Source organism: Nocardia sp. NBC_01009, assembly GCF_045208035.1.
In the GTDB taxonomy this organism is placed as follows: Bacteria; Actinomycetota; Actinomycetes; order Mycobacteriales; family Mycobacteriaceae; genus Nocardia.
The window spans coordinates 7,687,514-7,707,446 of record NZ_CP108695.1 but is presented as its reverse complement, the minus strand read 5'-3'; the positions used below and the strand labels follow the sequence as shown (position 1 = coordinate 7,707,446).

Annotated in this window: 17 protein-coding genes; 4 read left to right on the top strand and 13 right to left on the bottom strand. The window is 65.7% G+C overall.

Annotated elements, in window-relative coordinates:
• Positions 1-49: 49 nt before the first annotated feature.
• From OHA42_RS34860 to OHA42_RS34835, 6 genes are all read right to left on the bottom strand, one after another.
• Positions 50-949: a hypothetical protein gene (locus OHA42_RS34860; protein WP_406232291.1), complete on the bottom strand. Its 900-nt coding sequence runs from the start codon at positions 947-949 to the stop codon at positions 50-52.
• A 201-nt stretch (positions 950-1,150) separates the two neighbouring features.
• The gene (locus OHA42_RS34855; protein WP_406232289.1) at positions 1,151-1,861 is read right to left on the bottom strand and encodes a hypothetical protein; all 711 of its coding nucleotides are present in this window, start codon (positions 1,859-1,861) and stop codon (positions 1,151-1,153) included.
• Between the two features lie 139 nt (positions 1,862-2,000).
• Positions 2,001-3,482: a PepSY-associated TM helix domain-containing protein gene (locus OHA42_RS34850; protein WP_406232287.1), complete on the bottom strand. Its 1,482-nt coding sequence runs from the start codon at positions 3,480-3,482 to the stop codon at positions 2,001-2,003.
• Between the two features lie 307 nt (positions 3,483-3,789).
• Positions 3,790-4,353 carry a hypothetical protein gene (locus tag OHA42_RS34845; protein WP_406232286.1) on the bottom strand — a complete coding sequence of 188 codons (564 nt, stop codon included), beginning with the start codon at positions 4,351-4,353 and terminating at the stop codon, positions 3,790-3,792.
• Positions 4,354-4,528: 175 nt separating this feature from the next.
• Complete coding sequence (locus tag OHA42_RS34840) at positions 4,529-6,187, bottom strand: acyl-CoA synthetase (RefSeq protein ID WP_406232284.1); 1,659 nt, start codon at positions 6,185-6,187, stop codon at positions 4,529-4,531.
• A gap of 230 nt (positions 6,188-6,417) precedes the next feature.
• Positions 6,418-8,043 carry an acyl-CoA synthetase gene (locus OHA42_RS34835; protein ID WP_406232282.1) on the bottom strand — a complete coding sequence of 542 codons (1,626 nt, stop codon included), beginning with the start codon at positions 8,041-8,043 and terminating at the stop codon, positions 6,418-6,420.
• Positions 8,044-8,241: 198 nt separating this feature from the next.
• On the opposite strand from OHA42_RS34835, the gene OHA42_RS34830 reads away from it, so the two are divergent.
• On the top strand, positions 8,242-8,913 hold the full coding sequence (locus OHA42_RS34830; protein WP_406232280.1) for a hypothetical protein: 672 nt from the start codon (positions 8,242-8,244) through the stop codon (positions 8,911-8,913).
• A gap of 166 nt (positions 8,914-9,079) precedes the next feature.
• Here the strand turns inward: OHA42_RS34830 and OHA42_RS34825 are convergent, their stop codons facing one another.
• From OHA42_RS34825 to OHA42_RS34815, 3 genes are all read right to left on the bottom strand, one after another.
• Complete coding sequence (locus OHA42_RS34825; protein ID WP_406232278.1) at positions 9,080-9,577, bottom strand: ArsR/SmtB family transcription factor; 498 nt, start codon at positions 9,575-9,577, stop codon at positions 9,080-9,082.
• A gap of 143 nt (positions 9,578-9,720) precedes the next feature.
• Positions 9,721-10,356 carry a hypothetical protein gene (locus OHA42_RS34820; protein ID WP_406232276.1) on the bottom strand — a complete coding sequence of 212 codons (636 nt, stop codon included), beginning with the start codon at positions 10,354-10,356 and terminating at the stop codon, positions 9,721-9,723.
• 728 nt (positions 10,357-11,084) lie between these two features.
• Positions 11,085-11,402, bottom strand: coding sequence for a hypothetical protein (locus tag OHA42_RS34815; protein ID WP_406232274.1), 318 nt, complete (start codon positions 11,400-11,402; stop codon positions 11,085-11,087).
• A gap of 527 nt (positions 11,403-11,929) precedes the next feature.
• Here OHA42_RS34815 and OHA42_RS34810 point away from each other — a divergent pair.
• A complete protein-coding gene (locus tag OHA42_RS34810) occupies positions 11,930-13,360 on the top strand; it encodes a lipase family protein (RefSeq protein WP_406232273.1) in 1,431 nt (476 codons plus the stop codon).
• A 172-nt stretch (positions 13,361-13,532) separates the two neighbouring features.
• Here OHA42_RS34810 and OHA42_RS34805 read toward each other — a convergent pair whose 3' ends face one another.
• Positions 13,533-14,762, bottom strand: coding sequence for an acyl-CoA dehydrogenase family protein (locus OHA42_RS34805; RefSeq protein ID WP_328405032.1), 1,230 nt, complete (start codon positions 14,760-14,762; stop codon positions 13,533-13,535).
• A gap of 34 nt (positions 14,763-14,796) precedes the next feature.
• Entirely contained in the window at positions 14,797-16,191 is a 1,395-nt protein-coding gene (locus OHA42_RS34800) for an acyl-CoA dehydrogenase family protein (protein ID WP_406232272.1), read from the bottom strand.
• A gap of 129 nt (positions 16,192-16,320) precedes the next feature.
• Between OHA42_RS34800 and OHA42_RS34795 the strand changes: the two genes are divergently transcribed.
• Both OHA42_RS34795 and OHA42_RS34790 read left to right on the top strand, forming a co-directional pair.
• Positions 16,321-17,865 (top strand): glycosyltransferase family 39 protein, encoded by a 1,545-nt coding sequence (locus OHA42_RS34795; RefSeq protein ID WP_406232270.1) that lies wholly within the window; start codon positions 16,321-16,323, stop codon positions 17,863-17,865.
• A 43-nt stretch (positions 17,866-17,908) separates the two neighbouring features.
• The gene (locus OHA42_RS34790) at positions 17,909-18,427 is read left to right on the top strand and encodes a GNAT family N-acetyltransferase (RefSeq protein ID WP_406232268.1); all 519 of its coding nucleotides are present in this window, start codon (positions 17,909-17,911) and stop codon (positions 18,425-18,427) included.
• Between the two features lie 8 nt (positions 18,428-18,435).
• On the opposite strand, the gene hisN is transcribed toward OHA42_RS34790, so the two are convergent.
• Together hisN and OHA42_RS34780 are read right to left on the bottom strand one after the other, a co-directional pair.
• Entirely contained in the window at positions 18,436-19,218 is a 783-nt protein-coding gene (gene hisN, locus OHA42_RS34785; protein WP_406232266.1) for a histidinol-phosphatase, read from the bottom strand.
• 102 nt (positions 19,219-19,320) lie between these two features.
• On the bottom strand, positions 19,321-19,911 hold the full coding sequence (locus OHA42_RS34780; protein ID WP_406232264.1) for an NADPH-dependent FMN reductase: 591 nt from the start codon (positions 19,909-19,911) through the stop codon (positions 19,321-19,323).
• Positions 19,912-19,933: the final 22 nt, after the last annotated feature.

Here is a 19,933-nt window from a genome sequence, read left to right as displayed (position 1 = left end):
TGGCTGAATGCGTTGTGCTGCAGTGCTTTATCGGCCCCTGCTTTCGATGTCAGGTCTCGTCGGCGAAGAGATCAGCGATTGTGGTTGCGGCGAGGGATCGGTCGAGCCAGGTGTTGAGCTGGTCTTGGTCCGCGCAAGCCTTGATCCGGGCGCGGGCATTGTCATCGGTGACGATGCCGCGACGACTCAACACCCGCAGCAGGCCGTCCGCGAGGCCTTCCGCGTGGCCTGCCGCGTGGCCTTTCTCGACGCCCTCCGCGCGCAGGCGCTGGGACGTTTCCGAGCGGAAGAACGACAGATCCATGGTCATCAGTTTCCTCCAGGTCTCGATGGCCGGGCTACTGCTCAGGCCGAGTTCGGTGAGTTCGGCGAAGAGCTGGGCTTCGTCGGTGTTGCCGATGTCTCGCAACGCGGTGACCAGTGCCTTCAGTATTGCACCAATGCCGGGAGCTTTGGCGTGGGTGATCGCAGACAAAGCGGCGAGCGGAATGTCTGCGGCAGCGGTTTCGACATCGGTGACCTCCGGCACGTTGTGGGGGCCGAGCACCAGCGGCCGAACTACCAGGCTCGACCATTGTGGTGGACCCAGCTGCCATGGACCTGCCGCCCAGGTTGCGGTCGATTGGTCCTGGCACACGACAAGTAGTACTGGTGGCAGCCCGAACTTGGCGAGTAGGTGTGACAGGTAGTACGCCCACGATGCTGGTTTGTCGGGATCTTTGTCGCCCTGGGCTTCCACCAGCAGCAGGAAGGACCCGCTGGCGGTGACGATTCGCATGACGGTGTCGACGCGCCGTTCGATCGGCCTGGATTCGGTGAGATCGGTCGATAACAACGCGACTTCGAGCGGGTCGTCGAAGGGGAGGGCCAGTTCGTGGAATGCGCGTGTGAAGACTCCTGGATCGTGTTGGAAGAGCCGGTGCATCGCCTCGTGCGGGGAGCGGACCATGGCGGCCAGGTTAGCGAGCTCTATCGCAAATATGTTCGATCGAATCGGATAGGTTGGTGCGAAGCGGCGAGTTTGCCGACACGCGGGTTGGGTGTCGCGCAACTCGCCAGCAAGTTGGGCGGACGTATGAGAAACCCCGTCCGGTTGTGACCGGACGGGGCTCCTGGGGCTGAATTCTGTTGTGCGGTGGCTTGTTCCGGACTACTTGGCGGGCGGCACGAACGGCTGGTTGATGGTGGTGAAGTACTGGATTGCCGCGCCGATCGCGACCGGAGCCGTCACGAAGATCTGACCCGCGACGGTGCCGATGGCGCCGACCAGGGCGACGCCCGCGATGCAACCCACAGCGGCCGCGGGTAGGAACGGGCCGAACAGGCCGATGATGGTGCCGCCGACGGCGGCGCCGCCGAGGATGCCGCCGAGGACGCAGCCGACGGCTGCACCACCGAGCCCGCCGACCAGGGTGCCGATCGAGGCGCCCATGCCGATGGTGCTGGCCATGCGGCTCCAGGCGGCCTGCTCGCGGTCGTATTCGGTCTTCCACGGCGCTTTGTCCTCGAAGGGGAGGGCGACCGGCTTGTAGGCGGCGTGTGTCAGGTCCATCCGGGGCGTGAGAGTCGCAGTGCGGCCGGAGATTTCGGCGGCGATCGGGAACTCGAACTCGTCGACCCGGAACGTCAGCGGAGTGCCCGCGACGACGGTGCCGTCGGCGGCCTTGATCTTGAAAACGCCGTCTTCGACGCTCAGCGAACCAGCATCGGTTTCGATGATCGATGACTTGTCGGCGGCTCGAGCGGTGAATCCGATCGCGTCGGCCTCGGTGGCAAGCGAGCTTGCGTGGCTTGCGCCGGCGGCGATGCCCACCGCGGTCGTCATGAATGCGGCGGCCAGGGCGAACTTGGTGATCTTCATGGTGTGGGAGTCCTTGATGAGGGAATTCGAGGCATGGCGAAACAACGGCCATACCTGTGACGTTCGGTAGGTCGTTTCGGTAACACCGGAGTCGTTGCCCGGCGGCTAGCGGCCGAGGCTCCGGCGGATCAGAACTGGGTTATGAAGTGGCGCGAACGCGTCCGACGAGACCGATCACCAGATCGATCGCGAGGAAGGCGAGCAGGCTCAGCCCGACCAGCGGGACGAACCAGCCGACCACCAGCGCGGCGGCGACCAGCGGGACCGCCAGCCACGGCGAGGTTTTGCGCAGCACGCCGCGGCGTGGAGCGCGGCCGAGCACGATCCGCGATCCATCGCGGGTCGGCCTGCGGTTCCACCACATCAGATAGCCGCGCACGACGACGGTGATCAGGCCGATCATCACCACGAGCAGCAGCAACTGGTTGAGCAGACCGAACATCAGACCCATATGGAACTGGATGCCCCAGTTGGTGAGCTTGGCCATCAGCGGCCAGTCGGCGTAGGCCAGCTTGTCGGTGACCGTGCCGGTGGCGCCTTCAACGGCGACTGCGTCGACGGTATACACGCCGGGCATTCGTCGTTCCTTCACCGCAAACGCCTTACCGGGCTCGGCCGGGATACTGATCTCGGCCGCTTCTGTCACACCATTGGCACGGGCCACGTCGTAGACCCGATCGACCTGAGCGATTCGATTGCTCGGATCGACAGGCGCGGGCATCTCGTGACCGCCGCCGTGGTGGTGATCGCCGCCCGCAGTGGGAGCGGGCGACCGGGTGTCCGCGCCCGGCAGCGCGGTGCTTACAGCAGGGGTGGTCCAGCTGAGCTGCTGGCGCAATTCGGTGATGTTCTCACCGGCATAGGTGGACCAGGTCATGCCGGTCGCCGACAGCAGCAGCACTACCGGCAGAATCCAGACACCCACGGCGCCATGCCAGTTCAGTCGCCTCCCGCGGCCGCCCTGTGAACGGTCGGGAACCAGCAGCCAGCCCGCCGAATTGCGGTTACGGCGACTGCGGACCCGACGGAACCACAGCACCAGCCCGCCCAGCGCGATGATCCACAGCCAGGACGCCGCGAGCTCGCTGTAGATGCGGCCCGGCTCGCCGAGGTGAAGATCCCGGTGCAGCTGGTCGATCCAGGTGCGCAGCGGCAGTGCGCCCGAGCTGCCGTAGACGACCGAGTCGCCGACGGGATGTGCGGTGTAGGGATTGACGAACACCGCGCGGCGCTCGGACTCACCGAGCGACGGGTCGCTGAAGATCACCCGGGTGGTGTCGTGCGAACCCGGTGCGGGGGCGACTGCGACCAGCGCCAGATTCGGCTGGGTCGCGACGGCCGCATTGATCTGTTCCGACAGCGGCTTCGGGGTGCCACCCGGGTCGACCTGGAGCAGATCGCGGGAAACGATCGATTCGAGCGTCGGTGATATCGCGTAGAGCGCCCCAGTGATCGCGGCGATCAGGATGAACGGGGCGATGAAGACGCCCGCATAGAAATGCAGCCGCATGGCAAGCGGGTAGAGACCGTTGCGGCGGCGGGTGGATTTTTCCGGTGTGCTGGATTCCGGTGGTGGCGCCCCCGATTCGGTATCGGGAGGACTGGCGTCGATGATGCTCATGTTCGATTCGTTTCTGGAGTTCAGGGAACCCGGATGCCTGTCGCCGCACCGTCGAGGTGCCCGACAGCATGTCGGCCGCAGGGTTGCGGCTCGTCAGAAGTCGGCTGCCGACGGCGATGGTCGATGGCTTCGCGCCGGCAGTGGGTGTGCACCTGCGGCGAATGACCGTCCAAGGCCGATGTTTTCGGCGTGCGCGACGACTATGCGAAGCCACGACGGGAGGATATCGGCCTGCAGCTGGAAGTTTGCCGAGGCGGCAGCGGCGACGCACGAGCAACGCGGCTCGTGCACCGGGTGAAGGAATTGGTCAGAGACGAACCGCGAGTGGGGGACCGCGGGTCCGCAGCGATTCGGCGGCGAAGACCCGCAGAATGACACGGTCGCGATGGGTGTCGCGCAGCTGCGCGGGACCGGTGATCGCGGGTGGGTGGTAGCGCATCGGCAGCACGCGCGCCAGCACGGCGCAGCCGATCAGATAGGCGGCCTCGGCGCCGCGGATCACTACGGCGGCCAGCACAGCGGCGATGGTATGCGCGGTGAACATGGCGGGGGTGAGCTGCGCATCGCCGTGATGCATATGCCCCGAACTCCAGCCCATGGCGAGATGGCCGAGCAGCTGACCTGCGACGAGTGCCGCGACAAGACCGGTCGAGGTGTCACGCAGCAGCGGGAGACCGGCCACCAGCGCGCCGATCACCGCAGCGGCGGCGGCCAGCAGCGCCAACGTGGTGCCATCCGGTGTCATTCCGCCGGATGCCCACCCGTGTGCCGCAACCGAAACGGCCCCCGAGATCGATCCGGCCGCAGCGCCGCGCAACCGCGCGACAGCACTGCGTTTCCCCGCAACGGCGCGGCCGGACTCGATACTCACCCGCTGATGATAACTGACAGGTAACGCGCCGAATCTCGAGATAGTCGACACCCGAAATCTCGCGGAATCCGCAGCTTCCATCTGGAAATAATTGTGCCCCCACCGGATTTCCCGCACACCGAACACAAACGGTTCAGGTGCGGGAAATCAACCGAGGCCCATGGGCTATGGTCACCTACCCGCCGTCGACCACCATCTCGATGAGCGGCTTGCGCAGCAGCTTGCCGGTGGCGTTGCGGGGCAACTCGTCGAGGAAGATCACCTCGCGCGGCACCTTGTAGCGGGCCAGGTTCACCTTGACGAAGTCCTTGATTTCCTGGGCGTCGCGCTTGGACTCCGGACCCGGAACAACGAACGCGCGCAACCGCTTTCCGAATTCTCGGTCGTCGACACCGACCACGGCGGCCTCGAAAATGTCCTCGCGGCCCGCGATGAGGTTCTCGACCTCGAGCGGAAAGACGTTCTCGCCGCCGGAGACGATCATGTCGTCGTCACGACCATCGATGTAGAGCAGGCCGTCGGCGTCGAAGTGCCCGACATCGCCGCTGGACATCATGCCGTCCACGATCTCCTTGGTCCGGCCGTCGGTGTAGCCGGTGAAGGCGAAGCCGTTGTCCACGAAGATGGTGCCGGTGACGTTCGGCTCGGTGATCGGCTTGCGGTTCTCGTCGAGCAGCACGATGCGGATGCCGACCGGCGCCTTGCCCGCGGTGGTCGGGGCCTTGCGCAGATCTTCTGGGGTCGCGACCGTCATGACGGCGCATTCGGTGGAGCCGTAGAGGTTGTAGAGGCTGTCGCCGAAGTAGTCGAGCGTGCGGGTGACAACATCCGGAGCGATCGCCGAGCCCGCCGCGAAGATCACCTTGATGGTGCTCGGGTCGTACTTCGCCAGCACGTCGTCGCCGAGATCGAGGATGCGCTGCAGCATGGTCGGAACCACGACCAGCGAATCCGCCCGGTACTGCGTGATATTCGCGAGCGTCTGCTCCGGGTCGAACCGGCGCTGCTGGAAGATCACCCGATTGCCGAGGGCCAGACCGATGGTGAACTGCGAGAGCCCGGTGCCGTGGAAGATCGGCGCCGCCATGATCATGGTGCCGTTGTTGGGCAGCGGCACCCGGTCGACGAACTGAGCCGAGGCGAACGGGCTCACCCGGTCGCGCGGCGCGCCCTTCGGGGTGCCGGTGGTGCCACTGGTCAGGATGACCATGCCGCCTGGCTTGGCGGGGGCGGGCAGCGGTTCGGTGGAGCGACCCGCGATCAGAGTTTCGATAGTGGGGATCGACGGATCGGCGTTGTCCTTCTCGTCGACCCAGGTGAGCACCCGGGGGATCTCGGCGGGGATGGCGCTCATCAGATCGAGGAATTCGCTGTCGTGCAGCACCGCTTTGACGTTCTCGCGTTTGGAGACGTCGGCGAACTGCGGTTTCGCGAAGCCGGTGTTCATCAGGACCGTGCGGACACCGAGCTTGCCCGTGGCAAGCAGGCTCAGCACCATGCCGCGATGGTCGCGTGCCAACAATGCGACCACGTCGCCGGGCTCGATACCCTGTGACTCCAGGCCGCGCACCAGTGCGCTCGACTGCTCGTTCAGCTGACCGAAGGTCATCTCGCCACGTTCGTCGACGATGGCGGCTGCGCTCGGCCGGGTCTGGGCCGCGTGCATCACGACACCGGCGAACGGGCCGAACTTGAGCACGTTGAACGCTGATCGCGCTGCGTGATCGGGCCGGAGCGGATTGAACAGGTGCCGCTTGACCATGACATTCACGCCCTGGGCGAAATCGCCCGCCTTTCGGACGGAGCCATTCAACGCGGGCAGGGATAGAGACATTCGACAACGCCTTCCGCGGTCCGCCCACCGGGACCGGGGGTGGTGTGGACCGCAACTTCGAGATCCAGTGCTGCCGCTAACAATAGCAAGCAACTGTGACTCGGTGTGTCATGTATCTCAATCCGAGGATTGGGCCAGCTCACACAGCCTTCCGGGCAGTGCTGATCAGGTTGCGGCGTTGCAGCCTTCCCAGCAGTGACACGTCGGCCCGATCGCGCCCGCCCGAATGCTCAGGTCTGTACCTCGTACTCGACAAGCACGCGGCGCAGCAGCTTGCCGGTGGGGTTGCGGGGCAGATCGTCGAGGAACACCACTTCGCGCGGCACTTTGTACCTGGCGAGATTGTTCTTCACGTAGGTCTTGATTTCCTCGCCGTCCGGAGTTCGACCGGGTTCCGGAACGACGAAGGCACGCAACCGCTTACCGAACTCGACATCGTCGACGCCGACGACCGCGGCATCGAAGACATCGGGACGCTCCAGCAGCAGGTTCTCGACCTCCTGGGGGAAGACGTTCTCGCCGCCGGAGACGATCATGTCGTCATCACGGCCGTCGACCATCAGCAGCCCGTGCTCGTCGAAATGGCCGACGTCGCCGCTGGACATATAGCCATCGATGATCTGCTTGTGACGACCATCGGTGTAACCCTCGAAAGGCGCACCGCTGCGGATGAAGATGCGGGCGGTCTTGTTGATCCCGGTGACCTGCTTGTCGTTGTCGTCGTAGAGCCGCACCTCGCAGGTGATCGGCGCTCGGCCGACCGTGCCGGGCGCGAGCGCCAGATCCTCCGGGTTGGCGACGGTGGCGACTGCGCATTCGGTCGAGCCGTACAGGTTGTAGAGGACGGGCCCGAATACCTGCGTGGCCTTGACGCACAGCTCCGGCGAGAGCGCCGAGCCTGCCAACAGGATGCACTTCAGCGAGGACGTGTCGTACTTGGCGCGGACCTCGGGGGGCAGCTCGGTCATCCGGTGCAGCATGGTCGGCACCGCCACCAGCATTTCGGCCTGGTGGTCGGCGATCATCTTCAGCGTCGCTTCGGCGTCGAACCGGCGCCGCACCACCACCTTGTTGGTCATCGCCGAGGCGACCAGGTAGGTGCCGAGGCCGGTGCTGTGGAAAATCGGCGACACGATGACCTGGGTTCCCCTGACCGGGAACGGGATTCGATCGACCATCTGGGCGGTGGCCAGTGGGGTCACCTTGCTGCGTGGTGCACCCTTCGGCAGGCCGGTGGTGCCGCTGGTGAGGATGACGAAGCCGCCGGGCTTGCTCGGCGCGGGCAGCGGTTCGGTCGAGTTGGCTGCGATGAGATCGTCGAGCGTCTGCGCGCCGTCCGGCAGCGTGGTGCCTTCATCGACCCAGGTGAGGTAGCGCGGCAGGTCGGTGGGCAGCGCGTCGAGCAGGCCGAGGAACTCGCTGTCGTGCAGCACCGCCTTGACCTTCTCGCGCGCACAGACCTCGGCGAACTGCGGCTTGGCGAAACCGGTGTTCATCAGCGCGACCCGAACGCCGAGCTTGCCCGCGGCGGCCATGGCCAGGATCAGGCCGCGATGGTCGCGAGCGAGGACGCCGATCACCGAGCCCTCGGTCAGGCCGGCGGGCTGCAGCCCGCGCGCGATGGCCGTCGACTGCTCGTCGAGTTCGCGGTAGCTCAGCTCGCCGCGCTCGTCCACCAGCCCGGGCGCATTCGGCGCGATGCGCGCAGAGTGCCGTATCAATGTCGCCTGTGGGCCGTATATCTGGGACTCTTTCATTGTCCGCAGTGCCTCGCCCGGCCTGCGCGGATCGCTGACTCCGCGGGCCCGCAGCACTCCCAACGCCTTGATTGTTTCCAAGGCATGCGCCAACTTCATCCGTCGAACACCTCCACCAACAAACTCGCGTCGGTTCTCGACCTAGCGATATCGAACGGGCGTATATGCCAGCCCACCGTATCAGCGGCAGTGGGGTGGATCACACAATGTCGATAAACCGACATCTGGTGGTCCAGCTGTGGCGCGAGCCACCGTTCACAACACGCCGTCGCACGGTGGGCCGTTAAGGTTCGAGGCATGCGTATCGCGGCCGTCATGGCCATCGTTCTGCTATCGGCCGGTTGTGCTGCGGAAACGGATCATCGGTCGGCTGCCGCCCCGAGCTCGACCGGCGTAGCGTCGGTCGGGCCGTCGGCATCGTCGACGCGGTCGGCTCCGACCAGCGGCGCGTCGGTGGCGGATCTGGAGTCGTGGACCCGGGCGGGTAGTGCGGCCGATCCGGTGGGGTACCGCACCGCACGCCTGGACAGTGGCGCGGTGACCGACCTGAAGAGCGACCGCGCCTTCACCAGTCCCTCCGGAAAGATCAGCTGTATCACCGATTACGAGCACGGTGATCGGGGCGTCGTATGCCTCGTCGAGTTGAAGAATCCGCCCGCCAAACCCCACGACGGCATCGGCAACTGGAAGGGCGGCTGGATCCGCTACACCGGCGGCAAGCTGACCGTCGGCGCCTTCCGTGGCGATCCGGGTCCGTTCGTGCAGGGGCGCGGTGCCGAATTGCCCTACGGCAGTGCGCTGTCCATTCGCGAGTTCACCTGTCGCATGGACGCCAGCGGCCTCGCCTGTGTGAACTCAGAGGCGGGCTCGGGCGTGCAGATGAGCGATGCAGGCGTCATCCCGTTCGGGTGCCTGAAGCAGCAGGTGGCGACCCCGAACGACAACGCGGGCATGCTGTTCGGCTGTTAGCCGCGGTCGGCGCGGACTTGTGTGTGGTCCGATCCGCATCGGCAACCCGATCCGCATCGGCAGCCCGAAGCGCAGTCCGGGCGCGGTCCGATGTCCGGCGGCAGAAAGCGTGGTGTTGCCGGCCGCGACTGCTCTTATCCCGTAAGCGATTTGGTCGCGGACCGCGTCAGCGCCGCGCGCTGGCCAGCGCGACCAGCAGCGGCACGACCCGGCCCTCCGGCACTTCGAAACGCCCACGGCCGGCGGTGTGTAGCCAGCCGACGGCGGCCAACTGCCGCAGATGGTGATACACCTGACCAGAGGTTCCGACCCCTTCGAGCCCGACGAGTTCGGCTGCGGTCCTGCGGCCACCCATCACCTCACGCAGCAGCCGCAGTCGTACCGGACTGCCGAGGGCGGCCAGACATTCGGCTGCCTCGGACCAGTCGTCCTCGATGATCTCACCGGTGGTGAACCGTGCCTGCCACCCGTAATGCTCATCGGTAGGTAGCCGCACCGACCCGGCGAACAGCACCCCGCCGTTGGGCTCGTCGGCGTCGGAGAAATCCTCCTGCAGCCGTTGCACCGCCCACTTCTCCGACGATGCGTCCGCGCCCCGGCCGCCGCCTGCCTCCAACGCGCCGAGCCGTCGCTCCAGCTCCGCAACCCGTTCCTCTAGACCCACGCCCCAAAATTACGGAACTACGTAATGCCGGACAAGAGGACACCTCTGCGCCCTCGCCGTGCCGTTCGGCATGGTGAAACACGCGAGAGCCGATGCGCGTCCAGGACGGACTCGCATCGGCTCTCGGGTGTGGGTTGGGACGGTCAGTTATAGACGGCGCCGAAGGATGGCGTGGAGATAGTGCCGAGCTGGTACTGGTATCCGTCGGGGTTCGCCTCGCTGACCGGGACCGGCCAGCGGTGCCACAGGGTTCCGTACACCGCGGCCACGATCATGCCGCCGCCGGTGTTGATGGCCCGGGTGCGAATGGTGGTGTCCACGGGGGCATTGTTGTGCTCGGTGAGCACCTCGGTGCCGCTACGGCCATTGGACAGGTTGACCCAGGTTGCCTGGAGCCTGGCTCCGCTCTGGTCCGGCGCGATCGTGCCTGGGCCGCCGAAGAATCCGAGCCGGAATCCGTCGATGCCGAGCGCGAGGCCGGTGCCGTAGGCGCCGGGGCCGCCACCGCGGCCGATATCGGATTGCGCCGGCATCTGGAACGGCTGTGCGGGCAATGCCACCTGCTCGCCAGTGGTGACCTGGCCGCCGGAGGCCATCAGCCGATCCACGGCCTGCTCGGCCGTCGGATCGCCCGCGGCCGCGGCACGCAGTTTCTGAACCGCCGTATTCCAGTCGACCTGCACCGGATCGGCGGCGGCCTGCCCTGCGAATACGACAGCCACTGCGGTCGTTGCCGCGAGTGCGGCAGTGAAGCGACGTATCAAACCCAACTTCTGCATAACCAGTCTCCTTGAGGGGTCTTGGTACAGCTCGGTGGAAATTCGTCCGCTGAATTCTTCGGACTCAACACGCAGCGTTACGTTAGTCAAACCCGTGCGTGTGCAGCAACGTAACGGATTGCGCTGTCGAACAGCCGCACCGGGTGGGCATGTCTCTCGGAAAATCCGGAAGTTTCGGCGGTGCCGCCGTCCCGGATCTGGTGATCTTCGACTAGCAGGACACCCGACGCTCGCCACCGGGTGTTGGCGCACAATAGAAAACCGGTGCGAGTCGTTGTGTCGACCTGCGGTTTCGGTTGCAGTACTTACTACTTCAGCATCACTTCGGCTCGGCGCTGGTCTTGCCGAGGACCTGGCGGGCCGGGATGAGCCGCTGGATCTGCTGGGTGCTTGTGGAAGATATCCAGGATCTTGCGACCGGGTTCCGTTGTCCCAGTGGAAGATCGAAAAAACGCTCGATGGCCTGTGCGGAGGTTCTTCGCGCAAGGTGTCGAGCCTCCAATGAAGCCAAAACGTCAAGCATCACCTGAAGCCCGAGGGCAGCTCGGACTCGTGGTCTCGAGATGGGGGTCCGGTAGTCGTAAGCCGTTGATCCGGCGGCTCGGCTCGTGGTCCGTACGGGGAGCGGGACCACCCCTATCGAAGCGTTGTCAGCGTCGTTGATGGGCGATCGAGCATGATATCGCGGCGTCCGGATCGCGTAAGTGCCTTCGCGATGCCCCGACGGTTCAGGCGCAGACGCGGTTGAGTTCGTTCGTGGCGGGGTCCAGGTCGGTGATGTTGTCATCGACCAAGGCGTTGGCGTAGCCGGTGATAGCGTCCTTTTCTTCGCCAACGGCCAGGGCGGCCAGGCCCGACAGCCTGTCGGACAAAGCGTGCTGGGTGGCATCGTCCAGGTTGTCGCCGCTGATGGCGATCGCGGCATTGATCAGCTCGATGGCTTTGGCGCAGCTGGGGGACTTCGCATGTGCGGGCGCGGCGGGCAGGACCTGTAGGGCGGCGGCCGCCGTCGCGGTCAGCAAAACAGCGGAGAAGAGCTTGATCATGACGTCCTCGAGTAGCTTCCAACACGAAGGTCTGCAACTCACCTGAGCGGACCTCTCGGTCTCACACCGTACCTGGTCACCGTTCGATACAGGCAACGAGGTTCTCGGACGGATCCGCGTTCTGGCCGCCGATAAGGCCCGCATACCAACCACTTCGGCGGTCACAAGGTGTGCGGTCGGCAAAGGATATTCGGCAACCCGGTCACCGACTGGGCGATTCCCACTCCCATCTGTGCTGTCAGACGATGAGCTGCTGGATCTGCTGGGTGCCTTCGAAGATATCCAGGATCTTCCAGGCGAATTGCGGTGTCCTGGTGAAAGATTGCGAAAATGCGCTGTGAGCTGGGCGAGGAGTTCTCCGTAGTTCTCGCCCGTTCCGGGTCGAGGCGTTGGAGGGCCATCCGAACGCACGGTAATGGCGCATTCCGCGCGTTCTCACGAGTAGTAGCAGATTATCGCAAGTTCATGAATGAACGGGCTCCCTAAATCCCGGGTTTGCGCGCTTTCATGTCGTAACTTGATGAATCGTGAAGCATCTGTTGACTGCGGCCACGATGGTACTGGGTCTTTCGATCACAATGGGGCAGATACCTGCCCGGGCGGAGGCGGACGCGCCGGAATCTTCGGTGTCGGTTGCCCCGTCCGTTGGTGTACAGGAGGGTCCGAACCCACTGCAGCAGTGGATCGATTCCCATCTTCCCGCGCCGACGAAGATGCTACCGCGAGCGTCGCGGCCCCTTGCGGCACCGAGTGATCTGCCGCAGGAACTGATAGCGCTGTGGAATGGTGTGCAGTCCGCGCCGACCGGTGACCCACTGTTCGACACCTGGCCGGCGGATCTCGCCCGCTATGCGCCCGGCGACATTCTGGAATGGCGGGATGTGACGGCGTCGGCCAAGCCGACGATGCTTCTCCTGAACCTCACCTCCATTTCACGCGCCACTCTCCTGAAATTCCGCACCACCAACTCCGCCGGTGAGCCCTCCATCGGCACCGCGACGCTGGTTCTTCCCCTCAAGGCGTGGACCGAGCCCGGCAGTCAGCCCGTCTTGGTGAACGCGCAAGCCATCAACGCGCTCAACAAGCGCTGCACCCCCGGTTACGTGCTCTCCCACGGCATGGAAGTCCCGACCGGCAACGATTTCACACCGTCGCCGACCGCCTGGGCGATCGAGCACGGGTACGCGCTGATTATCCCCGACCACGAGGGCCCCCTGATGGCCTACTCGGAGCCGGCCGTCGCCGGACACAACCTGCTCGACTCCATCCGCGCGGTCCGCAATTTCGCCCCGGATCAGTTCGGCGAGAGCCGTTTCGCCTCGACCGGATACTCCGGCGGTGCCGTCGCTTCCCACGCTGCGGCCATGCTGGTACAGGAATACGCACCGGAACTGCTCCCGTATTTCGCTGGCGCGAGTTTCGGTGGATTGGTCACCGACTATCGCCGGTTCGCCCACGCCTTCGATGGTTCCTACATCTCCGCGTTCCTGCTCACCACCGTGCTCGCGCTCGGCCGGGAGCACCCAGAAATCCTCGGCCTCATGAACCATGCGGCGCAATGGGTGGCGACGTCCCCCGTCAAAGATATCTGCAGCGGTAGTTTCGGTGCACTCGGGATAATGCCCATCCCGGTCGACACGATGGCCACAATCGATAAGTCGCTCGACAGCGAATCGGCCGAGGCTATCTTCCAACATCTGAGTATGAACGGCCGGAAATCGGGAGTGCCGCTGTTCATTTACCACGGTATCAACGATCCTTGGATTCCCGTGCCGGAGGCCGAGCAGCTGTGGCGCGAGCAATGTGCCCTGGGGGTGGCGGCGACGAAGAATATCGTCGGCGGTGAACATCTGGCGGCCTACGTCAGCTCCTATGGCACGACCATGGATTGGCTGGATCAACGATTGCGCGGTGTGCCTGCGACCGGAACATGTGGCGCGACACCCGGCGGACGGTGACCTGCCGTCCATCGCGGCGTGGTCCACCGGCCGCGGCGCCGAGATCTGCGCCTCGTCATTGATCTCAGATCCCGTCGACCGACGTCATAGTTCGCCGATGACCGACGTCGCCAGACAGCAAACCGGTGCCGGTCCACAGTGGACCGACACCGGTTTTCTGTTGTGCGACTTGTTATTTCAGCTCGGCGCTGGTCTTGCCGAGGACCCGGCGCGCCACGATGAGCTGCTGGATCTGCTGGGTACCTTCGAAGATATCCAGGATCTTCGAGTCGCGGCCCCACTTTTCGAGCAGGGTGCGCTGGGAGTAGCCGATGGCGCCTGCGAGTTCGACGGCCTTCAAGGTCACGTCGGTGCCGGTGCGGCCCGCTTTGGCCTTGGACATGGAGGCTTCCAGGGAGTTCGGCTTCTTGTTGTCGGCCATCCACGCGGCGCGCAGCGACAACAGGTAGGCGGACTCGTAATCGGCTTCCATGCGCAGGAATTCGGCGGCTGCGGCGTGCTGATTGTTGGCCGGGGTGTCGTAGGAGATCTCGACACCGGCGTCGGTCAGGATCGCGCGCAGCTCCTCGAGAGCGGCGCGGGCGACACCGACGGCCATGGCGGCAACGAGCGGGCGGGTGTTGTCGAAGGTCTGCATGACCCCGGCAAAGCCCTTCTCCACGTTGACTTCCGGGCTGCCGAGGATGTTGTCCTTCGGAATCCGGCAGTCCTGTAGCAGTAGCACGGCGGTGTCGGAGGCCTTGATGCCGAGCTTGTGCTCGAGCCTGGCCACCGAAAGGCCGGGGGCCTCACGCGGCACGACGAACGACTTGATCGCGGCGCGGCCGAGGCTACGGTCGACCGACGCCCACACCACGATGTGGGTGGAGCGCTGGCCCGCGGTCACGAAAATCTTCTCGCCGTTGAGAACCCACTCGTCGCCGTCGAGGACGGCGGTGGTGGTGACGGCGGCCGAGTCCGAGCCGAAAGACGGCTCGGTAATGGCCATCGAGGCCCACACTTTGCCGAAACGCTTCAGCTGCTCGTCGGTGGCGACGGCCGCGATGGCTGCGTTTCCCAGACCCTGGTAAGGGATCGAGAGCATGAGGCCGACGTCGCCCCAGGAGGTCTCCAGGGCGTTCAGCAGCGCGGACATATTGCCGCCGTTGCTGTTTCCGAGCAGCTCGGTGGCGTGGCTGTCGGACTCGCTGTCATGCGAACGGCCACCGGCTGCGCCGCCGATCTTCTGGGTGCCGGAGTCGGCGAGGCCCTCGACCATGGCGGCCATGGCGTCCAGCTCGACCGGGTAGTCGTGTTCGCCGAGGTCGTACTTGCGCGAGATCGGACGGAAGATTTCCGAGGCGACCTGGTGGGCCTGGTTGGCGCTGGCCCGCAGCTTCTTGGGGAGTTCGAGATTGATCATGGAATGTCTCCTGGAAGGTAAGGAACCAGCCGGTTTAGATGAGCACGACACCTTCGGCGACGCCGATGGCCCGCAGATCGCGGTACCAGCGCTCGACCGGGTGTTCCTTCGTGAAGCCGTGGCCACCGAGCAGCTGCACGCCATCGAGACCGATCTGCATGCCCTTGTCGGTGGCCAGCTTTCTCGCCAGCGCCGCTTCGCGCGCGAACGACAGTCCCTGCTCCGCGCGTGACGCACCCCGCAGGGTCACGAGCCGAAGGCCGTCGAGTTCGATGGCGATGTTGGCGACCATGAAGGCGACCGCCTGGCGATGGCTGATCGGCTCGCCGAACGCCTCACGCTCGTTCACGTACGGAATCACGTAGTCCAGCACCGCCTGGCCGGTGCCGATGGCCAGCGAGGCCCAGCCGAGGCGGGCGAGACGTACTGCGTCCGCGTACTCTTCGGCGCGCTGGACGGCATCGCTGTCACCGAGGATGGCGTCGGTGCCGACCGCGACATTGTCGAGGATCAGGCGGCCGAGGCCCGCGGCACGCAGACCCATGCTCGGGTCGGCCTCGACGACCAGGCCCTGGGTGTCGGACGGCACGATGAACAGGGCGGGCCGACCGTCCAGCTCAGCGGCGACGAGGAACAGCTCGGCATCCGCGGCGGCGGGCACCAGGCTCTTCACGCCGTTGAGGCGATAGCCGCTGGGGGAGCGAGTCGCCTTGGTCTGCAATGCGAACGGATCGAACAGGGCCCGCGGCTCGCTGATCACGACGGCGGCCTGTGGGACGTTCTCGCCGGTGAAGGCGGGCAGGTAGGTCTGCTGCTGAGCGTCGGTGCCCCACTGGGAAAGGGCAATCGCGACACCGCTCGGCGCGAGGATCGGCAGGGCGAGGCCCATGTCACCGTGCGCGAGGGCCTCGGCGACCAGCGAGTTGGTGACCGCGCCACGCTCGGCGGCCGCGCCCTCGAGCTCCTCGGGCACGTTGATGAGGGTGATGCCGAGTTCGGCGGCCCGCTCGAGCAGGTCGCGCGGGGCCTTCGCGGCGCCGTCGGCTTCGTAGGCGGCCGGGCGCAGGATCTCGGCGGCGAATTCCTTCACCGTCTCGACGATCATCTGCTGCTCGTCGCTGGGGGTGAGGTCGAAGAAATCCTTGTTCTTCGACTCGTTGTCCGCCAGCCGCTTCGGTGCGCCGTTGCCCGCGACCTTGGCGAACGCGCGGGTGGCCGCGCCGAGGGTGCGGAAACCGGTCTTGGTGCCTTCGTAGGTGACTCGCTCGATCGGCTTGCGCAGGTTGTACTTCTCGGCGAGCTCCGACCCGGTGAAGGTCGTCATGATCCGCATGGCCGCGCCCATCCAGTCCCGCTTGGGATGGTTCAGGCCAACAGCGGACGTGTCTGGACGTCGCGTCGTTGCGCTGTCTCGAGTGCTCATCATCACCTGTTTTCTCGGGTGGGTGGGGTGAGGTCTTATCCCAGCTATCTTACTCCTGAGTAAGGCTATCTTACTCCAGAGTAAGAACCCCGTCGAGGTGCAGCTTACGCCGCCGATCTGTGTCAGGCTGGACAAGTGCCCATCGTCGCGGTGCGACAGGTGCCCGCTGTCGCGATGCGGCAGCTGACCATCGTCGCGGGACTGTTTGCTGCTCTACTCATCGCTTTCGCCGCGCGCTACGGGTACCACCGCGACGAGCTCTACTTTCTGGCCGCGGGCAGGCGCCTCGATTGGGGATACCCGGATCAGCCGCCGCTGACGCCGCTGCTCGCTCACACGGTGTCGGCAATCGATCCCGATTCGTTGCTGCTGCTGCGCCTTCCGTCGATCGTGGCCGCCACGTTCATCGTGGTCTGCGCGGGTCTGATGGCACGCGAATTCGGCGGCGGGCGCGGTGCGCAGGCCCTCGCGTCGGCGTCGGTGGCCGCCGCGGCGCTGGTGATGGGTGTCGGGCACCTGCTCACCACCACGTCGCTCGATATGGCCGTCTGGTCGTCGATATGCCTGCTGGTGCTGAAACTGCTGCGTGATCCCGCAGGCGACGGGGTGACCGACAGCGCGGCCAGCCGGGTCGGCAACGCTCGAGGGCAGCGCGGTGCCGACCCGAGATGGTGGCTCCTGATCGGGCTCGTAATCGGGGTCGGGCTGCAGAATAAGCTGCTGGTGATCTTCCCCGTCGGTGCGCTCGTGCTGGCACTGGTTCTGGTCGGACCACGAAAGATCTTCGCTACCACGTTCTTTCCTGTGGCAGTCGGCATCGCCGCGCTGATCTGGCTGCCCTACCTGTGGTGGCAGGCCGAGAACGGCTGGCCGCAATGGGAAATGGGCCGGGCGATCGCCGGCGGCTCCTCGGGCACCTCGGATTCGCCCGCGGCGTTCGTGCTGCTGCAATTCGGTCTGATGGGGCCATTGTTGGTGCCGCTGTGGATATTCGGGCTGTGGCGGCTATGGCGCGCGGTCCGCTACCGAGCTTTCGTGGTCGGGTACGCGCTGATGTTCGTCGTGTTCGTGGCCACCGGTGGCAAGGCCTACTACATGGGCGGGATGTATCCGATTCTGCTTGCTGCCGCCGCGGTGCCGGTCGCGGCATGGCTGGGGCTTCGACGAATGCGTTGGGCGGCAGTGGGTTCAGCACTCGCGGTGAACGCTCTCGTCTCGGCAGTGTTGTTCCTGCCGGTGTTGCCGATTTCGGCGCTGCCGAATTCGCCGGTGCTCGCAGTCGACTACGACGCGGGCGAGACCATCGGCTGGCCGGAATTCGTGCGTCAGATCGCCGACGCGCGCGCCGGACTCGGAGCCGATGTCGCTGTGCTCACCGCCGACTCCGGTGCGGCGGGCGCCATCGAGCGTTTCGGCGGGCAATACGGACTGCCGACACCGCACAGCGGGCACAATGCCTACTGGTGGTGGGGCCCGCCGAGTGCTGCCGCTGCTGTCGTGATCGCCGTCGGTATCGAACGCGATCAGTTGGTTCGCTTCTTTCGCGACATCGAACCGGCGGGTCGAATCGACAATGGCTTCGACATCGACAACGACGAGCAGGGCCGACCGATCTTCCGTTGCCGCGAGCCGCGCGCGGCCTGGCCGGAGCTATGGCCGCAGCTGAAGCATCTCGGCTGACCCCGGCTCGTCAACGATCCTGAAAAGCACCGAAGGAGAGCACGTGCCCGAAGCTGCCCCCATGGTCGTGGCGACTCCCGCTGACGCATCCGACATTGCGCAACTACGCGATCGCCTCGCCGAATGGATGGTCGGCAACGGTATCGCGCAATGGTTGCCCGGCGAGTACCCCGCTGCGGTGGTGGCCGAAGAAGCGACCCGGGGTGAATGGTTCGTGTGGCGCGAGACCCCGACCGAATTGACCGCCGCGGTCCGGATCGTCTGGCGGGATCCGGACTTCTGGGGCGCGGACGACGCCGACGCCGGATACATCCACGGACTCATGGTCGCTCCGGAATATCGCGGACGCGATCTCGGCTCCCGCATCATCCGATTCTGCGCCGAATACACGCTGGCCCAAGGCGTTACGGTGCAACGACTCGATGCCGCCGCGGACAACCCGGTGCTGCGCAAGTATTATGCCGCACAGGGTTTCCTCGAGGTGCGGGAAACACAGCTGCCGCCACAGTTCCACGGCACCGCCCGCGTGGTCCTCATGCAGAAGCAGCTCACGCCGAACTGAGCCGAGAATCAGTCGGCGCCGAGGCGGGCGAGCACCTCATCGTGCAGCAGACCGTTGGTGGCGATGGCGTCGCCGCCGTGCGGGCCGGGCTCGCCGTGCAGCGAGGTGAAGCGGCCGCCTGCCTCGCGCACCAGGATGTCGAGGGCGGCGAGATCCCACAGCGAGACCTCGGGCTCGGTGGCGATGTCCACCGCGCCCTCGGCCAGCAGGCAGTAGGTGAGGAAGTCGCCGTAGCCGCGGACGCGCCAGACGTCGTCGGTGAGGGCCAGGAAGTGCTCGCGTAGACCGCGTTCGCGCCAACCCGACAGACTGGAGAACGCCAGGCTCGCCGAGCTCAGCTCGGCCACCGCGGACACCGAAATCGCCTTCGGCGCTTCCTGATCGAAGGTGGACCAGGCGCCGGCCCCCGCCGCTGCCCACCACCTGCGGGTCAGCGCAGGAGCGCTCACCACGCCGACAACGGGCACCCCGTCTTCGAGCAATGCGATCAGCGTCGCCCAGATCGGCACCCGGCGCACGAAATTCTTGGTGCCGTCGATGGGGTCGATCACCCACTGCCGTCCGGTGAACTCCGCGTCCCCGCCGAATTCCTCGCCGAGCACCGAATCGCCGGGCCGCTCCTGCCCGAGCACCTGCCGGATCGCCTTCTCTACCGCCAGATCGGCGTCGGAAACCGGCGTCAGATCGGGCTTCGAATCAACCTTCAGATCCAGCGCACCGAAGCGCGCCCGAGTAATCGCGTCGGCCTCATCGGCCAACCGCAGGGCAAGTTCGAGATCGGAAGAATCCACCCCCGAACCCTAGCGACCCGCCGATCGGCTCTGTGAGTGGCACATGCGGCAAACATCGAGTCGGTCCCACCACGATGTGTCACTCGTTGTCGAGGTCGGGGGTTACGCGGCGACGGTGGCGGCGCGTGCGGAGGTGAGGGCGGTCGCCCACCAGTGAAGTTGGTCGAGCATGGCTTGGGCGGCTGCCGCAGGTTCTTCGGGGGCGAGGAGGCGGCCTTCGGCGTCGAAGAGGAGGTAGTAGCGGGGGAAAGAGACGTAGTTGCGAATGGTGTGGGCGTTGAGCTCGTTGAACACCTGGCGGAGGCCTTCGATGGCGAGCAGGCCGCCGCTGGCGCCGCTGTAGCCGACGAAGCCGATGGTCTTGCTGTCCCACTGGGTGAAGTGCCAGTCGATAGCGGCCTTGATCGAGGCGGGGAAGCTGCGGTTGTAGTCGGGGGTGACGATGACGAAGGCATCGGCTGTGGTCAGCCGTCGGGTGAGGTCGGTCATACCGGCCGGGCGCGGCGGGTTCGGGTCGAGCGCGGGGGAGACCGCGGGCAGCGCCAGCGGCAGTTCGAAATCCGCCAGGTCGATCACGTCGATCTCGAACCCGCCGTGTCGCACGGCATGTTCGGTGAACCAGGAGGTCACCACGGGGGCAAAGCGTCCTTCGCGCACGCTTGCGACGATTACCGCGAGCTTCAGTGTGGACATGCCGTTCTCCATCGTAGGAACC

Coding starts and splice junctions, on each gene's coding strand:
- OHA42_RS34860 (WP_406232291.1), bottom strand. CDS start 949: ATGGTCCGCTCCCCGCACGAGGCGATGCACCGGCTCTTCCAACACGAT.
- OHA42_RS34855 (WP_406232289.1), bottom strand. CDS start 1,861: ATGAAGATCACCAAGTTCGCCCTGGCCGCCGCATTCATGACGACCGCG.
- OHA42_RS34850 (WP_406232287.1), bottom strand. CDS start 3,482: ATGAGCATCATCGACGCCAGTCCTCCCGATACCGAATCGGGGGCGCCA.
- OHA42_RS34840 (WP_406232284.1), bottom strand. CDS start 6,187: ATGTCTCTATCCCTGCCCGCGTTGAATGGCTCCGTCCGAAAGGCGGGC.
- OHA42_RS34835 (WP_406232282.1), bottom strand. CDS start 8,043: ATGAAGTTGGCGCATGCCTTGGAAACAATCAAGGCGTTGGGAGTGCTG.
- OHA42_RS34830 (WP_406232280.1), top strand. CDS start 8,242: ATGCGTATCGCGGCCGTCATGGCCATCGTTCTGCTATCGGCCGGTTGT.
- OHA42_RS34820 (WP_406232276.1), bottom strand. CDS start 10,356: ATGCAGAAGTTGGGTTTGATACGTCGCTTCACTGCCGCACTCGCGGCA.
- OHA42_RS34815 (WP_406232274.1), bottom strand. CDS start 11,402: ATGATCAAGCTCTTCTCCGCTGTTTTGCTGACCGCGACGGCGGCCGCC.
- OHA42_RS34805 (WP_328405032.1), bottom strand. CDS start 14,762: ATGATCAATCTCGAACTCCCCAAGAAGCTGCGGGCCAGCGCCAACCAG.
- OHA42_RS34780 (WP_406232264.1), bottom strand. CDS start 19,911: ATGTCCACACTGAAGCTCGCGGTAATCGTCGCAAGCGTGCGCGAAGGA.